This window comes from Comamonas endophytica (assembly GCF_023634805.2).
In the GTDB taxonomy this organism is placed as follows: Bacteria; Pseudomonadota; Gammaproteobacteria; order Burkholderiales; family Burkholderiaceae_C; genus Comamonas; species Comamonas endophytica.
The window spans coordinates 2,583,369-2,598,840 of record NZ_CP106881.1 but is presented as its reverse complement, the minus strand read 5'-3'; the positions used below and the strand labels follow the sequence as shown (position 1 = coordinate 2,598,840).

Annotated in this window: 14 protein-coding genes and 3 tRNA genes; 7 read left to right on the top strand and 10 right to left on the bottom strand. The window is 66.3% G+C overall.

What is annotated here, in order from left to right; translation table 11 throughout:
- Nucleotides 1-28: 28 nt before the first annotated feature.
- Complete coding sequence (locus tag M9799_RS11780; protein WP_231041867.1) at nt 29-931, bottom strand: PP2C family protein-serine/threonine phosphatase; 903 nt, start codon at nt 929-931, stop codon at nt 29-31.
- The gene (locus M9799_RS11775) at nt 928-1,941 is read right to left on the bottom strand and encodes a serine/threonine protein kinase (protein ID WP_231041866.1); all 1,014 of its coding nucleotides are present in this window, start codon (nt 1,939-1,941) and stop codon (nt 928-930) included. Before M9799_RS11775 ends, M9799_RS11780 begins: the two co-directional genes overlap by 4 nt.
- An 89-nt stretch (nt 1,942-2,030) precedes the next feature.
- Here M9799_RS11775 and M9799_RS11770 point away from each other — a divergent pair, with 89 nt between their 5' ends.
- The 4 genes from M9799_RS11770 (at nt 2,031) to M9799_RS11755 (ending at nt 6,235) form a co-directional block, all read left to right on the top strand.
- Nucleotides 2,031-2,927, top strand: a complete 897-nt coding sequence (locus tag M9799_RS11770; protein WP_304505200.1) for a YicC/YloC family endoribonuclease — start codon at nt 2,031-2,033, stop codon at nt 2,925-2,927.
- Between the two features lie 67 nt (nt 2,928-2,994).
- On the top strand, nt 2,995-3,615 hold the full coding sequence (gene gmk / locus M9799_RS11765) for a guanylate kinase (RefSeq protein WP_231041864.1): 621 nt from the start codon (nt 2,995-2,997) through the stop codon (nt 3,613-3,615).
- An 18-nt stretch (nt 3,616-3,633) separates the two neighbouring features.
- A complete protein-coding gene (gene rpoZ / locus M9799_RS11760) occupies nt 3,634-3,837 on the top strand; it encodes a DNA-directed RNA polymerase subunit omega (RefSeq protein ID WP_231041863.1) in 204 nt (67 codons plus the stop codon).
- 94 nt (nt 3,838-3,931) lie between these two features.
- Entirely contained in the window at nt 3,932-6,235 is a 2,304-nt protein-coding gene (locus tag M9799_RS11755) for a RelA/SpoT family protein (RefSeq protein WP_231041862.1), read from the top strand.
- Between the two features lie 195 nt (nt 6,236-6,430).
- Here M9799_RS11755 and greB read toward each other — a convergent pair whose 3' ends face one another.
- The 7 genes from greB to M9799_RS11720 all read right to left on the bottom strand — a co-directional run bounded on the left by greB (nt 6,431) and on the right by M9799_RS11720 (nt 10,690).
- Nucleotides 6,431-6,994, bottom strand: coding sequence for a transcription elongation factor GreB (gene greB, locus M9799_RS11750; RefSeq protein ID WP_231041861.1), 564 nt, complete (start codon nt 6,992-6,994; stop codon nt 6,431-6,433).
- Nucleotides 6,995-7,071: 77 nt separating this feature from the next.
- Nucleotides 7,072-7,148 (bottom strand) — tRNA-Arg (locus M9799_RS11745).
- A 430-nt stretch (nt 7,149-7,578) separates the two neighbouring features.
- Nucleotides 7,579-7,655 (bottom strand) — tRNA-Arg (locus M9799_RS11740).
- Nucleotides 7,656-7,657: 2 nt separating this feature from the next.
- A tRNA-Ser gene (locus M9799_RS11735) sits at nt 7,658-7,747 on the bottom strand.
- Between the two features lie 33 nt (nt 7,748-7,780).
- Nucleotides 7,781-9,097 (bottom strand): serine--tRNA ligase, encoded by a 1,317-nt coding sequence (serS, locus tag M9799_RS11730; RefSeq protein ID WP_231041860.1) that lies wholly within the window; start codon nt 9,095-9,097, stop codon nt 7,781-7,783.
- A 108-nt stretch (nt 9,098-9,205) separates the two neighbouring features.
- A complete protein-coding gene (gene ispH, locus M9799_RS11725; protein WP_231041859.1) occupies nt 9,206-10,201 on the bottom strand; it encodes a 4-hydroxy-3-methylbut-2-enyl diphosphate reductase in 996 nt (331 codons plus the stop codon).
- 3 nt (nt 10,202-10,204) lie between these two features.
- On the bottom strand, nt 10,205-10,690 hold the full coding sequence (locus M9799_RS11720; protein WP_231041858.1) for an FKBP-type peptidyl-prolyl cis-trans isomerase: 486 nt from the start codon (nt 10,688-10,690) through the stop codon (nt 10,205-10,207).
- 102 nt (nt 10,691-10,792) lie between these two features.
- On the opposite strand from M9799_RS11720, the gene radC reads away from it, so the two are divergent.
- The 3 genes from radC to M9799_RS11705 all read left to right on the top strand — a co-directional run bounded on the left by radC (nt 10,793) and on the right by M9799_RS11705 (nt 12,838).
- Nucleotides 10,793-11,506 carry a RadC family protein gene (radC, locus tag M9799_RS11715; RefSeq protein ID WP_231041857.1) on the top strand — a complete coding sequence of 238 codons (714 nt, stop codon included), beginning with the start codon at nt 10,793-10,795 and terminating at the stop codon, nt 11,504-11,506.
- An 84-nt stretch (nt 11,507-11,590) separates the two neighbouring features.
- The gene (locus tag M9799_RS11710; protein WP_231041856.1) at nt 11,591-12,250 is read left to right on the top strand and encodes a Smr/MutS family protein; all 660 of its coding nucleotides are present in this window, start codon (nt 11,591-11,593) and stop codon (nt 12,248-12,250) included.
- A gap of 135 nt (nt 12,251-12,385) precedes the next feature.
- Nucleotides 12,386-12,838: a type III secretion system chaperone gene (locus M9799_RS11705; RefSeq protein ID WP_231041855.1), complete on the top strand. Its 453-nt coding sequence runs from the start codon at nt 12,386-12,388 to the stop codon at nt 12,836-12,838.
- Between the two features lie 2,026 nt (nt 12,839-14,864).
- Here M9799_RS11705 and M9799_RS11700 read toward each other — a convergent pair.
- Nucleotides 14,865-15,269: a group II truncated hemoglobin gene (locus M9799_RS11700; protein WP_231041854.1), complete on the bottom strand. Its 405-nt coding sequence runs from the start codon at nt 15,267-15,269 to the stop codon at nt 14,865-14,867.
- Nucleotides 15,270-15,472: the final 203 nt, after the last annotated feature.

Here is a 15,472-nt window from a genome sequence, read left to right as displayed (position 1 = left end):
GGCGCGCCTTCCGGTGGCAACAGGGTTTTCAGCGCCGGCGCTCGCCCGGGCGGCGGATGGCGGCGTTGATTTCGGCGATCTTGCGCTCGATGGCGGCTTCGCTGAGCTCGTCCTCGGGCGCCGCCAGCGTGTCGAACTGCAGCGTCGACCTGAAGGCATCGCCTTCGGACGCCTCGGTGGAAATGCCGCCCGGCGCCGCCGGCGCGCCAGGCGTTTCCCATTCCAGCGCGATCGCGGTGACATTGTCGCTGCTTGCGCCCGCGCGCTGCAGCGCCGCATCCACCAGCCGTGGCACGCAAAGGGATACTGGCCCCTGCCCCAGGCCTGCCAGCAACTCGGCCTCGGCCAAGGGCTCCCACAGGCCGTCCGAGCACAGCAGCAGGCGGTCGCCCTGCGCCAGCGTCCAGGGCCCGGCCTGGTCGAATATCGGCTCCGATGGCGCGCCCAGGCAGGTGAACAGCAGATTGCGGCTGACCTTGGGCAGCGGCTGCTGCGCGCGCTCGGCCATCCCGTGGTGGGAATGGTCGTGCGTGCGCGCCTGCAGCACCCCGCCGCGCGCCAGGTACAGGCGCGAATCGCCGCAGTGGATCCAGTGCGCCTGCCCCTGCTGCAGCAGTGCCGCGACCAGCGTGGTGCGCGGCGCCTCGGCCAGGCCATGCGTGCGCGCGTGGTGCAGGATCTGCCCGTGCGCCTGCAGCAGCGCCGCGGCCAGGAAGGCCGGCGCATCGGACAGCCGCGGGTTTGCCTGCGCCTCGAACCGCGCCAGCATGCTGCGCACCGCGATCTGCGCCGCGATCTCTCCGCCGGGGTGCCCCCCCATGCCATCGGCCAGCACCACCAGGCAGGCTTGGCGCGTGTAGGCGTAGCCCATGCGATCCTCGTTGCGCGCACGCGCGCCGCGCCGGCTGAGCTGGAACACCGAGAATCTCATGGCCGCGGCGCGTCGCGCGCCCCACCGATCTTCTGCCTGCTGCGGCGCGTGTCGCCGACCAGCGCGCCGAGCTGCAGGCGCATTTTCTCGGCCATGCTCAGCCGCGTGTGGCGCCGCTCGCCCTCGCGGTTGAGCTCCTTTTGCAGCGCGAACACCGACTGCGGCCGCGCCTTCGGGTCGGACGCCATGCACCACTCGACGATCTCGATCAGCCTGTCCGAATACACCCCGCGCAGCCGTGCCAGGCTCTGGGCCAGGCGGTCCTTTTCCTGGCGCTGCGGCGCCGCGTGCGGCGGCACGCCCTGCATGCACGCGTAGATGCAGGCGCCGATGGCGTAGATGTCCGTCCACGGCCCCATGGCCTCGCCGCGGCGGTACATCTCGGGCGCGGCAAAGCCGGGTGTGTACATCGGGCGGATGAAGCTGCCCTCCTTGGACAGCACCTCGCGCGCCGCGCCGAAATCGATCAGCACGGCGCGGTCGTCGTCGGTGATGAAGATGTTCGCCGGCTTGATGTCCAGATGCAGCATCTTGTGCTGGTGCACGATGCGCAGGCCGCGCAGCACCTCGTCGAACAGCGAGCGGATGGTGGACTCGCGCAGCACCTTGGCGGTCTTCAGGTCGCGCGCCGTGAGAATGAATTCCTGCAGGTTCGCGCCCTCGAGGTAATTCATGACCATGTAGACGGTCTCGTTCTCGCGGAAGAAATTGAGCACGCTGACCACCGAGGGGTGCGACAGCTGCGCCAGCGAGCGCCCCTCCTCGAAAAAGCTCTTCAGCCCCAGCCGGTAGAGCGAGAGCTTCTCGGGCAGCACGCGCGGCAGGCGCTCGCCGGGCTCGCGCAGCGCCAGCGACGCCGGCAGGTATTCCTTGATCGCCACCTGCTGGCCCGCGCCGTCCAGCGCCAGGTAGACCACCCCGAAGCCCCCGGCCGCGAGCCGCCGCAAGATGCGATAGCCCCCTATCATGCTATCGATGGGCAAGGGCGCGGGCTTGTTCTTGGAAGACATTTTTTACGGGTAAACCTCGTGACTGGAGCGGAACCCGGATAATCGGTGGATTGCAAGCAACCATCAAAAGTCCAATGTCAGTTTACAGCATGACCGGATACGCCAGCGCCCAGCACGGCGCGTCTGCCGAGGGTGCTGAAGCGCCCATCGGCAAGCGGCGGCTCGGCCTTGAGATCCGTTCGGTCAACAGCCGCTTTCTCGACCTGTCGTTCCGTCTGCCCGACGAACTGCGGGTGCACGAGCCGGCCCTGCGCACGCTGCTGACCTCACGCCTCAAGCGCGGCAAGGTCGAAGTCCGCGCCGCCATCGAATCCGAGGACGGTGGCGTCTTGTCCCAGCCCTCCCCTCAGCAACTGCAGCGCCTGATCACGGCGCAGGACGCCGTCCAGTCCTGGCTTCCCGATGCGCGCCCGCTGAGCGTGGCCGACGCGCTGCGCCTGTGCAGCGCCGGCGACGGCGACCGCGGCCAGAACTGGGGCGCCGTGCTGCCCGCGCTGGCCGCGCAGGCGCTGGAATCCCTGGTCCAGGCCCGCGCCCGCGAAGGCCAGCGCCTGGCCGACATGCTGCACGACCGGCTCCAGCAGCTGCGCGCGCTCGCGCAGTCCGCCACGCCGCTGATCCCGCAGCTGGTCGAGCAGCAGCGCCAGCGCTTCGTCGAGCGCTGGAAGGAGGCCATGGCGCTGGCCGAAGGCGCGGTCGCGCCCGAGGCGGCGCAGGACCGCGCGCTGACCGAAGCCACGGCCTTCGCCATCCGCATCGACGTGGCCGAGGAAGTCACGCGCCTGGACTCGCATCTCGAGGAGATCGAGCGCCTGCTCAAGAAGGGTGGCGAGATCGGCAAGCGCCTCGATTTCCTGATCCAGGAGCTGCACCGCGAAGCCAACACGCTGGGTTCGAAGTCCGCGGCGCTCGAGCTCACGCGCATCAGCGTCGACATGAAGGTCCTGATCGAGCAGATGCGCGAGCAGGTGCAGAACATCGAATAAACCACATTCCACAGGGCGCGCAAGCGCCCTTTTTACAAGGGCGCCCGAACCCGGCGCACCACCGCTTATGCAACACACCGGAAATCTCTTTGTCGTCGCCGCCCCCAGTGGGGCCGGCAAGTCCAGCCTGGTCAAGGCCCTGCGCGAGCTCGACGCCCATGTCTCGCCCTCGGTCTCGCACACCACGCGCGCGCCGCGCGGCCAGGAAAAGCACGGCCGTGAATACTTCTTTGCCTCCGAGCAGGAATTCGACGCGATGGTCGCCAACCAGGCGTTCCTGGAATGGGCCAACGTGCATGGCAAGCGCTATGGCACCTCCAAGCGCGCGCTGGCCGAACGCCTGGCCGGCGGCGCCGACGTGCTGCTCGAGATCGACTACCAGGGCGCGCTGCAGGTCAAGAGCGCCTTTCCCGAGGCGGTGCTGATCTTCATCCTGCCGCCCAGCTGGGAAGAGCTGCGCGCACGCCTGGAAAACCGCGGCGAGGACAGCCCCGAAGTCATCGAGCTGCGCCTGAAGAACGCTTCCCAGGAAATGGCCCAGGTGCAAAAGTTCGACTTCGTTATAATCAACGAGTTGTTCGAGACTGCGCTTTTCGACCTGAAAGCGATCATTCACGCCCAGCGCCTGAAGTATGCGGCCCAGCGAAGCGCGCGGTCCGATACCTTCGAGTCGCTCAATATCACCTGAATTCCCTGGAGTATCCTGATGGCACGCATCACCGTTGAAGACTGCCTGGAGCAGATCCCCAACCGCTTCCAACTCGTCCTGGCCGCCACCTACCGTGCGCGCATGCTCAGCCAAGGCCATACCGCCAAGATCGAAAGCAAGAACAAGCCCGGCGTCACCGCCCTGCGCGAGATCGCATCCGGCAAGGTCGGACTGGAAATGCTCAAGAAGGTTCCGGGCTGACCGGAATCCGCCGAAATGGCAAGAGAGGCACCGCTTTGCGGTGCTTTTTTTTGTGCACTGGCAAACCGATTGGAGAGCGCGCTACATTAAAGGTATGAAAGCGGTCCCGCCCCAGACAACTGTTCCTGACGAATCCACCCCTGCCACCGCCCCGGCGCCAGAGAGCCAGGTCGACACGCGCGCCGTGTCGACGGCCGCCGCTGCAGCGACCGCCGTTTCCCGGGCCGCATTCTCCGCGCTGCTCGACAACCTGGGCTATCTGGACGGCGCCAGCATCGAGCAGGTGCGCCAGGCCTACCTGTTTGCCGACGAGGCCCACACCGGCCAGTGGCGCAGCAGCGGCGACCCCTACATCACCCATCCCATCGCGGTGACCTCGCTGTGCGCTTCGTGGAAGCTCGATGCCCCGGCGCTGATGGCGGCGCTGATGCACGACGCGATGGAAGACTGCGGCGTCACCAAGGTCGATCTGGCCGCGCGCTTCGGCACCCCCGTGGCCGAGCTGGTCGACGGACTCACCAAGCTCGACAAGCTGCAGTTCAACACCCGCGAGGAAAACCAGGCCGAATCGTTCCGCAAGATGCTGCTGGCCATGGCGCGCGACGTGCGCGTCATCCTCATCAAGCTGGCCGACCGCACGCACAACATGCGCACGCTGTCCGACATGCCGCGCAGCAAGTGGGGCCGCATCGCCTCCGAAACGCTGGAGATCTATGCCCCCATCGCGCACCGGCTGGGCCTGAACCAGACCTACCGCGAGCTGCAGGACCTGTCCTTCCGCCACCTGCACCCCTGGCGCTATTCCACGCTGTCGAAGGCCATCGCCAAGTCGCGCACGCGCCGGCGCGACCTGGTGCAGCGCGTGCAGACAGAGGTCGACGCGCAGTTCGCCCAGCAGGGCCTCGACGCGCGCCTGGCGGGCCGCGAAAGCACGCTGTACTCGCTCTACCAGCGCATGGAGCGCAACAACCAGAGCTTTGCCAAGGTCACGGATATCTACGGCTTCCGCGTGATCGTGCCCTCGGTCACCGACTGCTATACGGCGCTGGGCGTGCTGCATCAGCTCTACAAGCCGGTGCCCGGCAAGTTCAAGGACCACATCGCCATTCCGAAGAACAATGGCTACCAGTCGCTGCACACCACGCTGGTCGGCCCCTCGGGCGTGAGCATCGAATTCCAGATGCGCACCGAGGAGATGCACATCGTCGCCGAGGCCGGCGTGGCCGCGCACTGGCTGCACCAGGCGCAGCGGCGCCCCGGCGACGCCGAGCGCATGAGCACCCAGTGGCTGCAGTCGCTGCTCGACATCCAGAACGAGACGCGCGATGCCACCGAGTTCTGGGACCACGTCAAGGTCGACCTGTTCCCCGACGCGGTCTATGTGTTCACGCCCAAGAGCGAGATCATGGCCATGCCGCGCGGCGCCACCGTGGTCGATTTCGCCTACGCCATCCACAGCAAGATCGGCAACCACGCCACGGCCGCGCGCATCAACAACGAGGACGTGCCGCTGCGCACCGAGCTCAAGAGCGGCGACGTCATCGAGATCATCACCGCCGAGAACGCACGCCCCAATCCGGCCTGGCTGGGCTTCGTCAAGACCGCCCGCGCGCGCTCCAAGATCCGCCACCATCTCAAGACCTCGGCGCAAAGCGAATCCGAAAGCCTGGGCGAGAAGCTGCTGACCCAGGCGCTGCGCGCCGAAGGCATCGAGCAGCTGCCGCCGCAGGACGATGCCAACCAGGCGCTGTGGGAGCGGCTGCTGCAGGACACCGGCAACCGCAGCCGCAGCGAGCTGCTGACCGACATCGGCATGGGCCGGCGCATCGCCAGCATGGTCGCGGCGCGCATCATGGTGCTGCTCGGCAACCACGGCCAGCGCCCGAATGCCGTGCTGCTGAGCCAGGAACGCTACACCGCCCAGGACAAGATCTCCCAGGGCACGGTGACGCTCGACGGCAGCACCAACGCCTCGATCCGTTTCGCCCACTGCTGCCGCCCCGTGCCCGGCGACCCGGTGCTGGGCTATCTGGGCCGCGGCGAGGGCCTGATGGTGCACCATGCGCGCTGCGCGATCGTCAAGCGCCTCTACGAGAAAGACGCCGAGCGCTTCATCCCGGTCGAATGGGCCGAGGGCCTGAACCAGCTGTTCGACAGCGGCATCCTGGTCACTGTGAAGAACGGCAAGGGCGTGCTGGCGCGCGTGGCCTCCGAACTGACCGATGCCGAGGTCGACATCCAGCATCTGGAGATGGTCGACGAGGCGCCGATGGGCACGACCGACCTGCGCTTCGTGGTTTCGGTCAGGAACCAGCAGCAGGTCGAGGCAGCGCTGCGCAATCTGCGCCGTGCACCGGTGGTGATCAAGGCGAAGAGGATCATGCCGGCGGTGGAATGACGTTTCCTCGCTTACCCAGTTGCCTCCATGAGGCCATGGAGTAAACGCCGCGAGGCCATTCATCCTTCGACAAGCTCAGGACGAACGGTTTTGCACGGCTGCCCTGAACAGACCACTGCCTCTCGCCCTGAGCCTTCCTAGGCGGGCCCGTCGCAAGACGGTTCAGGGCGTGGCACTGGCAGGCCCTGCTGAGCCCTACCCCTGCGCCTCCGGATACCTCACCTCCACCACCTCCAGCATCCGCACGCCCCCCGGCGTCTGCAGCGCCACCTCGTCGCCCACGCGCGACTTGAGCAGCGCGCGCGCCACCGGCGAGATCCAGCTGACCTGGCCCTCGGCGCTGTTGGCCTCGTCGATGCCCATGATGGTCACGCTGCGCTCCGTGCCGTCGTCCTCGACATAGGTCACCGTGGCGCCAAAGAAGACCTGGTCGCTGCCCGCATGCACGGTGGGATCAACGACCTCGGCGATCTCCAGGCGCTTGGTGAGGAAGCGGATGCGCCGGTCGATCTCGCGCAGCCGCTTCTTGCCGTAGAGGTAGTCGCCATTTTCCGAGCGGTCGCCATTGCTGGCCGCCCAGTGGACGATATCGACGATCTTCGGGCGTTCGTTGTCTATCAATTCGAACAGCTCGTCGCGCAGGCTCTGGTAGCCCCGGGGCGTCATGTAGTTCTTGCTGCCGGCCGGAATGGGCGGCAACGCGCCCAGTTCGTCGTCGTCATCCGCGGCATCCGATTCTTTGGTGAAGGCCTTGCTCATGCGCCGATCTTCACACAGTCCAGGGGGTGCCAGATACGAAAAAGCCCCGGAACCTTGCAGTTCCGGGGCTTGTCGTTTGGTGCGGCTGGCAGGAATCGAACCCACGACCCCTTGGTTCGTAGCCAAGTACTCTATCCAGCTGAGCTACAGCCGCTAAGCTATCGATTATAGCCCGGAATTTTTTTGCTTTCGGCAAAAAGTGGAATTTTTTGTCCAGCCACGCTGCCGGCGCCCTCTCTCCGCACTCTGCAAAAAACCAACAGCTGCTATGAGCCAACCCCAAACGATAGCTAAAAACATATAATTTTAAAATTATAATAGGAGTTATCTATGAACAGGAAAATGTTGGCCAACCTCTTTCTGCTGGGTTCCGTTCTGGCGGCTGCGTTGTGCATCGCACGCGGATTCCTGATGGCACAGCCTCAGCTCTTTGCCGGCGCCCTGCTGCTGGCGCTGGGCGGCGGCGTGGCATATCTCGTGCTGCAGCGCGAAAATGGCGAGGACGACAAGCGCAGCGAGTGACCGCCAGGCCACTGGCACAAACGAAAAAGCCCCAGAACCTTGCAGTTCTGGGGCTTGTCGTTTGGTGCGGCTGGCAGGAATCGAACCCACGACCCCTTGGTTCGTAGCCAAGTACTCTATCCAGCTGAGCTACAGCCGCATTGGCGGAGAGGGTGGGATTCGAACCCACGGTAGTATCGCTACTACGCCTGATTTCGAGTCAGGTACATTCGACCACTCTGCCACCTCTCCTGTGTGTCGAAGCATCTATTGTAGCACTGTTTTTCAGGGCTTCAGCAAAGTTTGTCCATTCATGTACGAATGCAGTGCTTCGGGTACCGTCACGGAGCCATCGGCGTTCTGGTAGTTCTCCAGCACAGCGACCAGGCAGCGGCCCACGGCCAAGCCAGAGCCGTTCAGGGTGTGCAGCAATTCGTTCTTGCCCTGGGCGTTCTTGAAGCGCGCCTGCAGGCGGCGCGACTGGAAGGCCTCGCAGTTCGACACCGAGCTGATCTCGCGGTAGGCATCCTGGCCGGGCAGCCAGACTTCCAGGTCATAGGTCTTGGCCGCGCCAAAGCCCAGGTCGCCGGTGCACAGGTTCACCACACGGTATGGCAGGCCGAGCTTTTGCAGCACGGCTTCGGCGTGGCCGGCCATTTCCTCCAACGCTTCGTAGCTCTTCTCCGGATGCACGATCTGCACCATCTCGACCTTGTCGAACTGGTGCTGGCGGATCATGCCGCGCGTGTCGCGGCCGTAGCTGCCGGCTTCGGAGCGGAAGCATGGGCTGTGGGCCGTGAGCTTGATCGGCAGCTCGGCTTCGGTCACCACCTGGTCGCGCACGAAGTTGGTGAGCGGCACCTCGGCCGTGGGAATCAGGTACAGCGCCGCGTTGTCGGGCACCGGCTCGCCTTCCTGGCCACCCTTCTTCGCGGCAAACAGATCGCCTTCGAACTTGGGCAGCTGGCCCGTGCCCTTGAGCGAGTCGGCATTGACGGCATAGGGCACGTAGCATTCGGCATAGCCATGCGCTTCGGTCTGCAGGTCGAGCATGAACTGCGCGAGCGCCCGGTGCAGGCGCGCGATCGGGCCCTTCATGACGGTGAAGCGCGAGCCCGAGAGCTTGACGCCCATGTCGAAATCCAGGCCCAGCGGCGTGCCGATGTCGACATGGTCCTTGGCCTCGAAGTCAAAGGCCCGGGGCGTACCCCAGCGGCGCACTTCGACATTGCCCGACTCGTCGCTGCCCAGCGGCACGCTTTCATGCGGCAGGTTGGGCACGGCCAGCAGCAGCGCCTGCAGCTCGCCCTGGAGCTGCTCCAGGCGCGCGGCCGAAGTTTCCAGTTCGTTCTTGAGCTGCCCGACCTGGGCCTTGGCGGCCTCGGCGCCCTGCTTGTCGCCCTTGCCCATCAGCATGCCGACCTGCTTGGACAGCTGGTTGCGCTGCGCCTGCAGCTCCTCGGTGCGCGATTGCAGGCGCTTGCGTTCGGACTCGAGGGACTGGAAGGCCTCCACGTTGAGGAAAGCCTGGGGCTTTTTGCGGGTTTCCAGCCGCGCGATGGCGGAATCAAGGTCTTTGCGAAGGAGGAGGATGTCTAGCATAGAGCGCGATTTTAGTAGCGCGCGCTCGGGGAGCCGGCAATTGCGCCGGCAACTGTTGCGCGCCAGTTTCATTTGCCGCGCCGGTGGCAGTGGCCGGCGCAGGCGGCTTCAGTGGCCAGGACCGGTTTCCGGCGCCTTGCGCACTTCGATCTCCAGCCCCGTGGCGGCGTCGATCTTCAGGCCCTTGGGCAGCGGGAATTTCACGGTTTCCTCGATGCCGTTCATGCTGCGTACCGAGGTCGCGCCCAGCGCCTTGATGCGATCGATGACCTCGCGCACCAGCACTTCGGGCGCCGAAGCGCCGGCCGTGAGGCCGACGCGCGATACGCCTTCGAACCATTCGGACTGCAGCTCGCCGGCGTTGTCCACCATGTAGGCGGGCGTGCCCAGGCGCGCCGCGAGCTCGCGCAGGCGGTTGCTGTTGGAGCTGGTGGGGCTGCCCACCACGATCACCACGTCGACCTGCGGGCTGAGCACTTTCACCGCGTCCTGGCGGTTCTGCGTGGCGTAGCAGATGTCCTGCTGCTTGGGCACGCGGATCTGCGGGAAGCGCGCCTTCACCGCCGCCATGATCTCGGCCGCGTCGTCGACGCTGAGCGTGGTCTGCGTCACAACGGCCAGCAGCTGGGTCTGCGCGGGCTGCACCCGGGCCACGTCCTCGACCTCCTCGACCAGATGGATGCCGTGGTCGAGCTGCCCCATCGTGCCCTCGACCTCGGGGTGGCCCTTGTGGCCGATCATGATGAACTCGTAGCCTTCCTTGGCCAGCTTGGCGACTTCCACATGCACCTTGCTGACCAGCGGGCAGGTCGCATCGAAGATCTGGAAGCCGCGGCGCTGCGCCTCCTGCTGCACCGCCTGGCTCACGCCGTGCGCGGAGAACACCAGCGTCGCGCCCGGCGGCACGTCGTCGAGCTCCTCGATGAAGATCGCGCCCCGGGTCTTGAGGTCGTTGACCACGAAGGTGTTGTGCACGATCTCGTGGCGCACGTAGATCGGCGCGCCGAACTTGGCGATGGCGCGCTCGACGATCTCGATCGCCCGGTCGACGCCGGCGCAGAAGCCGCGCGGCTCGGCAAGCACGATTTCCTGGGGCTTGGCCATGGCTCAGAGCACTCCGATGATCTGCACCTCGAAGGTGACGGGCTGGCCGGCCAGCGGGTGGTTGAAGTCGAACAGCACCGCGCCGTCCTCGCGCACGCTCACCACGGCGCCGGCGTAGCTGCCCAGGCCGTCGGGCGTGGGGAACTGCACGACGTCGCCGGCCGTGTACTGCTCATGGGGATCGCCGAGCTCGTTCATCAGCTTGCGCGCCACCCATTGCTGCATGTCCGTGTTGCGCTCGCCAAAGGCTTCGCCCGCGGGCAGCTCGAAGGTGGTGCGCGTGCCTTCCTCGAGGCCGATCAGGCGCTGCTCCACGGCCGGCGACAGCTCGCCCGCGCCCAGCGACAGCGTGGCGGGCTTGTCGCCAAAGGTGTTGATCACGTCGCCGGCCGGGCCGGCCATGCGGTAGTGCAGGGTCAGGAACGATCCTGCCTGCACCGTGGGTACGTGGGTCTGCGAAGCCTGTGTGGGGTGTGCGCTAGAAGTCATGAAAGTCCCGATAAACTGGTGGCTATTGTAGAAACCCGGCCATGCCCCCACGCGGTGGCTTGTCGATGTCCCCGCGCACGCGCCCGGTGCAGGAGCGGCACGATGTCACTCAAAGACCTTCCGCGCGATGCCCAGCCGCGCGAGAAACTGCTGGTGCGCGGCCCTGGCGCGCTGGCCGATGCCGAGCTGCTGGCCATCGTGCTGCGCACCGGCGTCGCCGGCAAGGGCGTGCTGCAGCTGGCGCAGGAACTGCTCGAACCGCCGGCCATCGACCCCATCAGCGGCCTGCTGCGCGGCGGATTCGGCGGCATCGCAGGCCTGCTGCAGGCGCCCTCGCAAGACCTCGCGCGCATCAAGGGCCTGGGCCCGGCCAAGCGCGCCCAGTTGCTGGCGGTGCTCGAGCTCGCGCGCCGCGCGCTGGCCCAGCGGCTGAGCGAGCGCGCGGTCTTCGACAGCCCGGGCGCCGTCATGCAGTACCTGCAGCTGCATCTCGCGGGCAAAGACCATGAAGTGTTCGCGGTGTTGTTTCTCGACAACCAGCACCGGCTGATCGCCATGGAGGAAATGTTCCGCGGCACGCTGGCGCAGACCAGCGTGTATCCCCGGGAGGTCGTGCTGCACGCCCTGCGGCACCAGGCGGCGGCCGTGGTGCTGGCGCACAACCATCCCAGCGGCGCCGTCCACCCCAGCCCCGCCGACCTGGCGCTGACGCAGATGCTGCGCAGCGCGCTGGGGCTGGTGGACGTGCGCGTGCTCGACCATATCATCGTCGCGCCCGGCGCCGGCCTGTCGATGGCCGAACAGGGATTGATATGAGGCGCCAGGGACAAAAGCAGTCCGGTTCGCAGGATATGGCGGCGGTTGCGCCGGAGCTTGCCCATCTTGGGATAAAAAGGCTGCATGCGCGTGAAATCCCTCCAGGACCTGAAGCCGGTCCGCAAAGCCCTGGCTGCCGCAGCGCAGCAGGCTGCGCTGCAGGCCGAGGAAGAACGCCGCGCCGCCCTGCGCCCGGCCACCGACCGGGCGCTGTTCCTGCAGGCCGTGGGCAGCGTGCTGCCGCTGCGCCATGCGCACAACCGCCTCGCCCCCGTGCCCGGCAACGTGCTGCCCGTGCCGCAGCAGCGGCTGCTCGACGAGCAATCGGTGCTGCGCGAGGCGATCAGCGACGAGTTCGATGTCAGCACCCTGCTGCTGACCGATGACCAGCTGAGCTACCTGCGCCCCGGCATGGGCCACGATGTGGCGCAGCGGCTGCGCGCCGGCCACTGGAGCATCCAGCGCCAGCTCGACCTGCATGGGCTGCGCACCGACGAGGCGCGCGAGGCGCTGGGGGCATTCATCCGCAAGGCCCATCGCGACGGCGCGCGTTGCGTGCGCGTGGTGCACGGCAAGGGGCTGGGCTCGCCGGGGCGCATGCCGGTGCTCAAGGGCCGGGTGCACAGCTGGCTGGTGCAGAAGCAGGAGGTGCTGGCCTTCGTGCAGGCACGCCCGGTCGATGGCGGCGCGGGCGCGCTGATCGTGCTGCTGCAGCCCTACGTGCAGCGCCAGGGCGGGCGGTAACGGCGAGGGTCCGCTGGCGGCGCGGCGCCAAGGCACGCGCCCGGGCTAGCCGGCCGCGCAGGCAAATCTGGAACCGCGCCGGGTGATCCGTTACCTACTCTGGATGATCCCTGCGCCGCTTCCGAAAGTGCCTGTATGAGCCGCTGCTTTGAAAAAGCCTTGCATGAGTTTGGCCACCGGATGGGGCTCGATGGCCTGCGCCTGGATGAGCAGGGACATTGCGCGCTGCGCTTCGATGCGGTGCATGTGCACCTGCAGCTGCTCGACGACGAGGAACAGGTGCTGTGCTACTGCCCGTTGGGCCGGCTCGATGACCAGGCCCAGCCGGCCATGGCCTGGGAGATGCTGCACGCGGGTTTTCTCTACCGGCACACCGGCGGCGCCAGCCTGTCGCGCGACAAGGAAAGCGGCGAGTGCCTGCTGAGCTGCCTGATCGAGGGCGCGCACATCACCGTCAATGGGCTCGAGGCCCGCATGACCCTGCTGGTCAATACCGCCGAGCTCTGGATGCACCGGCTGCACAGCGCGGCGCCCCCCTCCGCCGCGGAAACCGCCCTGCCGCAGCGGTTGATGCAGCAACTGGTCTGACCCCCCTCCCCAGCCTTTGCAGGAAACATCCCATGGTGGATTTCAGCGCCCTCAAGAGCCATGTCAACTCGTCTTTGGTCCAAGGTACGGAAATCCTGCGGCTCGATGGCAGCCAGGGCGGGAGTGGCGATGTCAAGGTGGGCAGCTTCCTTGGGCGCGTCGTGAACTGGCTCCTGCCCGCCGCCCTCACGGGCACCCGCCATGCCGGTCCGGCAGACAGGGCCCCCGTTGCCCGGGATCCGTTCGAGCAGATGGCGCACCAGGACGTGCGGATGCGGGTGCTGGATGCATTGATGGGCCGCTTCGACGACCATGTGCTGAACCAGACATCGCAGCTCATCGACTGGTCAAGCAGCAAGCCGCTCACGGCCCGGGAGGTGCGCGAGGTCATACAGACCGCGGAGCGGCTGCAGGAGCGCGCTGCCACCGGCGCCGGCGCCGCTGCCCGGCGCCTGCCGGCTGCCCAGGCGCCGGAGCCAGCCTTTTCCTTGCCCGGCCAACGCCCTGGCGAGTCGCACCAGGATTACAGGATGGAGGTGCTCGACACCATGGTGGGCCGATTCAGCGACCAGGTGCTCAACCAGGTATCCCAGGTGGTGGACTGGACCAGCAGCGCCCCGCTGACGGCAGGCGAGATCAGCACTTTCATCAGGGCCGCCGAGCATGCCAGAGACAGCGCCCCCACCGCCGCCACTGCCAGCAACGCCCACACCGGCCACTACAGCGATGGCAACCGCCTGGGGGAGCTGCAGCGGCTGGGCGCGGGCGCGGTGAACGTGGTGTCCAGCGCGGCCTTCATGCAACGCTCCGAAAGCCGCGAGATGGTGTTCAAGCCGGTGGCGGGCAAAGCGCCCGAAAACTTCCCTTTCTATGGCATTCAGACCCGGGAAAATCTGGGCAGCCAGGCGGGCGCCAGCGAGATTGCGGCCGATGGCAATGTCATCGGCCGCAATATCGCCACCTGCGAAATTGCGCACGCGCTGGGAATGCCGGAGCTGATTGCCCAGACGCTTGCCACGCGGCAGGACGGAGTGGACGGTATTGCCATGGCCAGGGCGCAAGGCGTCTCCGTGTTCAGCGCTACCGGCCAGCTCAGTTTCACTACCTCGTTCGACCCTGATGAAATCGAGAGGAAAACCGCCCACTGGAACGCGCAGCTGGCCAGCCACAATCTGAAAATCACGGGCCATGCGGGCAGCCAGGTGCATCTGCAGAAGCTCAGCCTGGAAAAGGATATCCAGCAGGCCATAGAGAGGACCACAGGCTTCATGGAAAAAAGGTTCTCCCGCGAGCAGATTGCAGGCATCGAAGTGACGGGAACCGAGGTGCTGAACCGCAGCGCAAGCCTGGGGCCCAGGGCTTTCGAGTCCGTCACCCGTGAGCATGCCCGACTGACCTATCTGGCAAAACGCGTCTTCATGCTGCCGCTGGACGACAAAGGCCTGATTGTCGACGCCAGGCTCAACCGCGATCTCAACCGCCTGCAATGGCTTGATTTCATCTGCGGCCAGGGCGACCGCAACCCCAGCAACCTTTTCATCCAATACGCAGCCGATGGGAAGGTGGCGGGTCTGATAGGTATCGACAACGATTTCAGCTTTGGCGAATGGGTGGACGAAAAGGGCATCCACCCCGACGGCGACCCGGCGCAGATGCAGACCGGCGTGGCCTACCAGGGGATGCCGGCAAATGCCATCGATGCCGACACCGCCGCGCGCATCAAGACGCTGCACGCGCGCAAGGAGCAGTTCCAGGACATGCTGGCGCAAAACGGAATGACCCCCAACGAGATCGCCGCCGCGACCCGCAGGCTGGATACCGCGCATCGACAGATCACGGCCTGGGAAACGGGAAGCGATCCGGCATCGCACATCCTCCCGGCAGGTTCTTCCCAATGGGAAACGCGGAATCAGGAGGGCTACAGCGCGTATTACTCCAGCATGCGCGTCAAGGCGAAGTTCGGCGCATCCAACCAGGTGTCGCCCATGACCCTGGCCGGCATATTGAGATAGCGCCTGGCGGGGGCTCACCCGCCCCGGTTGCGCATCCAGTCGGCGGTGCCCATGAAGCTGTTGGACAGGCGCTGGCGCAGCGCCTCGGGCACGCCGGTCTCGGCCATGGCCTGGTCCATGCAGGCCACCCATTGGTCGCGCTCGCGCACGCCGATGGCGAAGGGCATGTGGCGCATCTTCAGCCGCGGGTGGCCGAAGCGGCTCTGGTAATGGTCGGGGCCGCCGAGCCAGCCGCAGAGGAACCAGAACAGCTTCTGGCGCGCATCGTCCAGCGCCGAGCCATGCGCCGCGCGCAGCTCGGCATAGCCGGGCTCGAGATCCATCAGGTCATAGAAGCGGTCCACCAGGCGCTGGACCGCGGGCTCGCCGCCGATCCATTCGAACGGGGTGTCAAACGGCGGTTTTTCTTCAATCTGCATGGCATTCGGGCGCTGGCGTGCAGCGCGGTCGGGAAACGGGGGTTCTGAGTGCGCCATTGTCCCGCAGCGCATGCAGATGCGCCGCGAAAAGGCTTCTGGCGCCGCAGCCACTGTTCTGCCATTCAGATGAATCGATTCGAACAATCGATTTCACAGATCAAACCTGCCTTCCTATATTTGCCTTGGCGCATCTGCCACGCGGG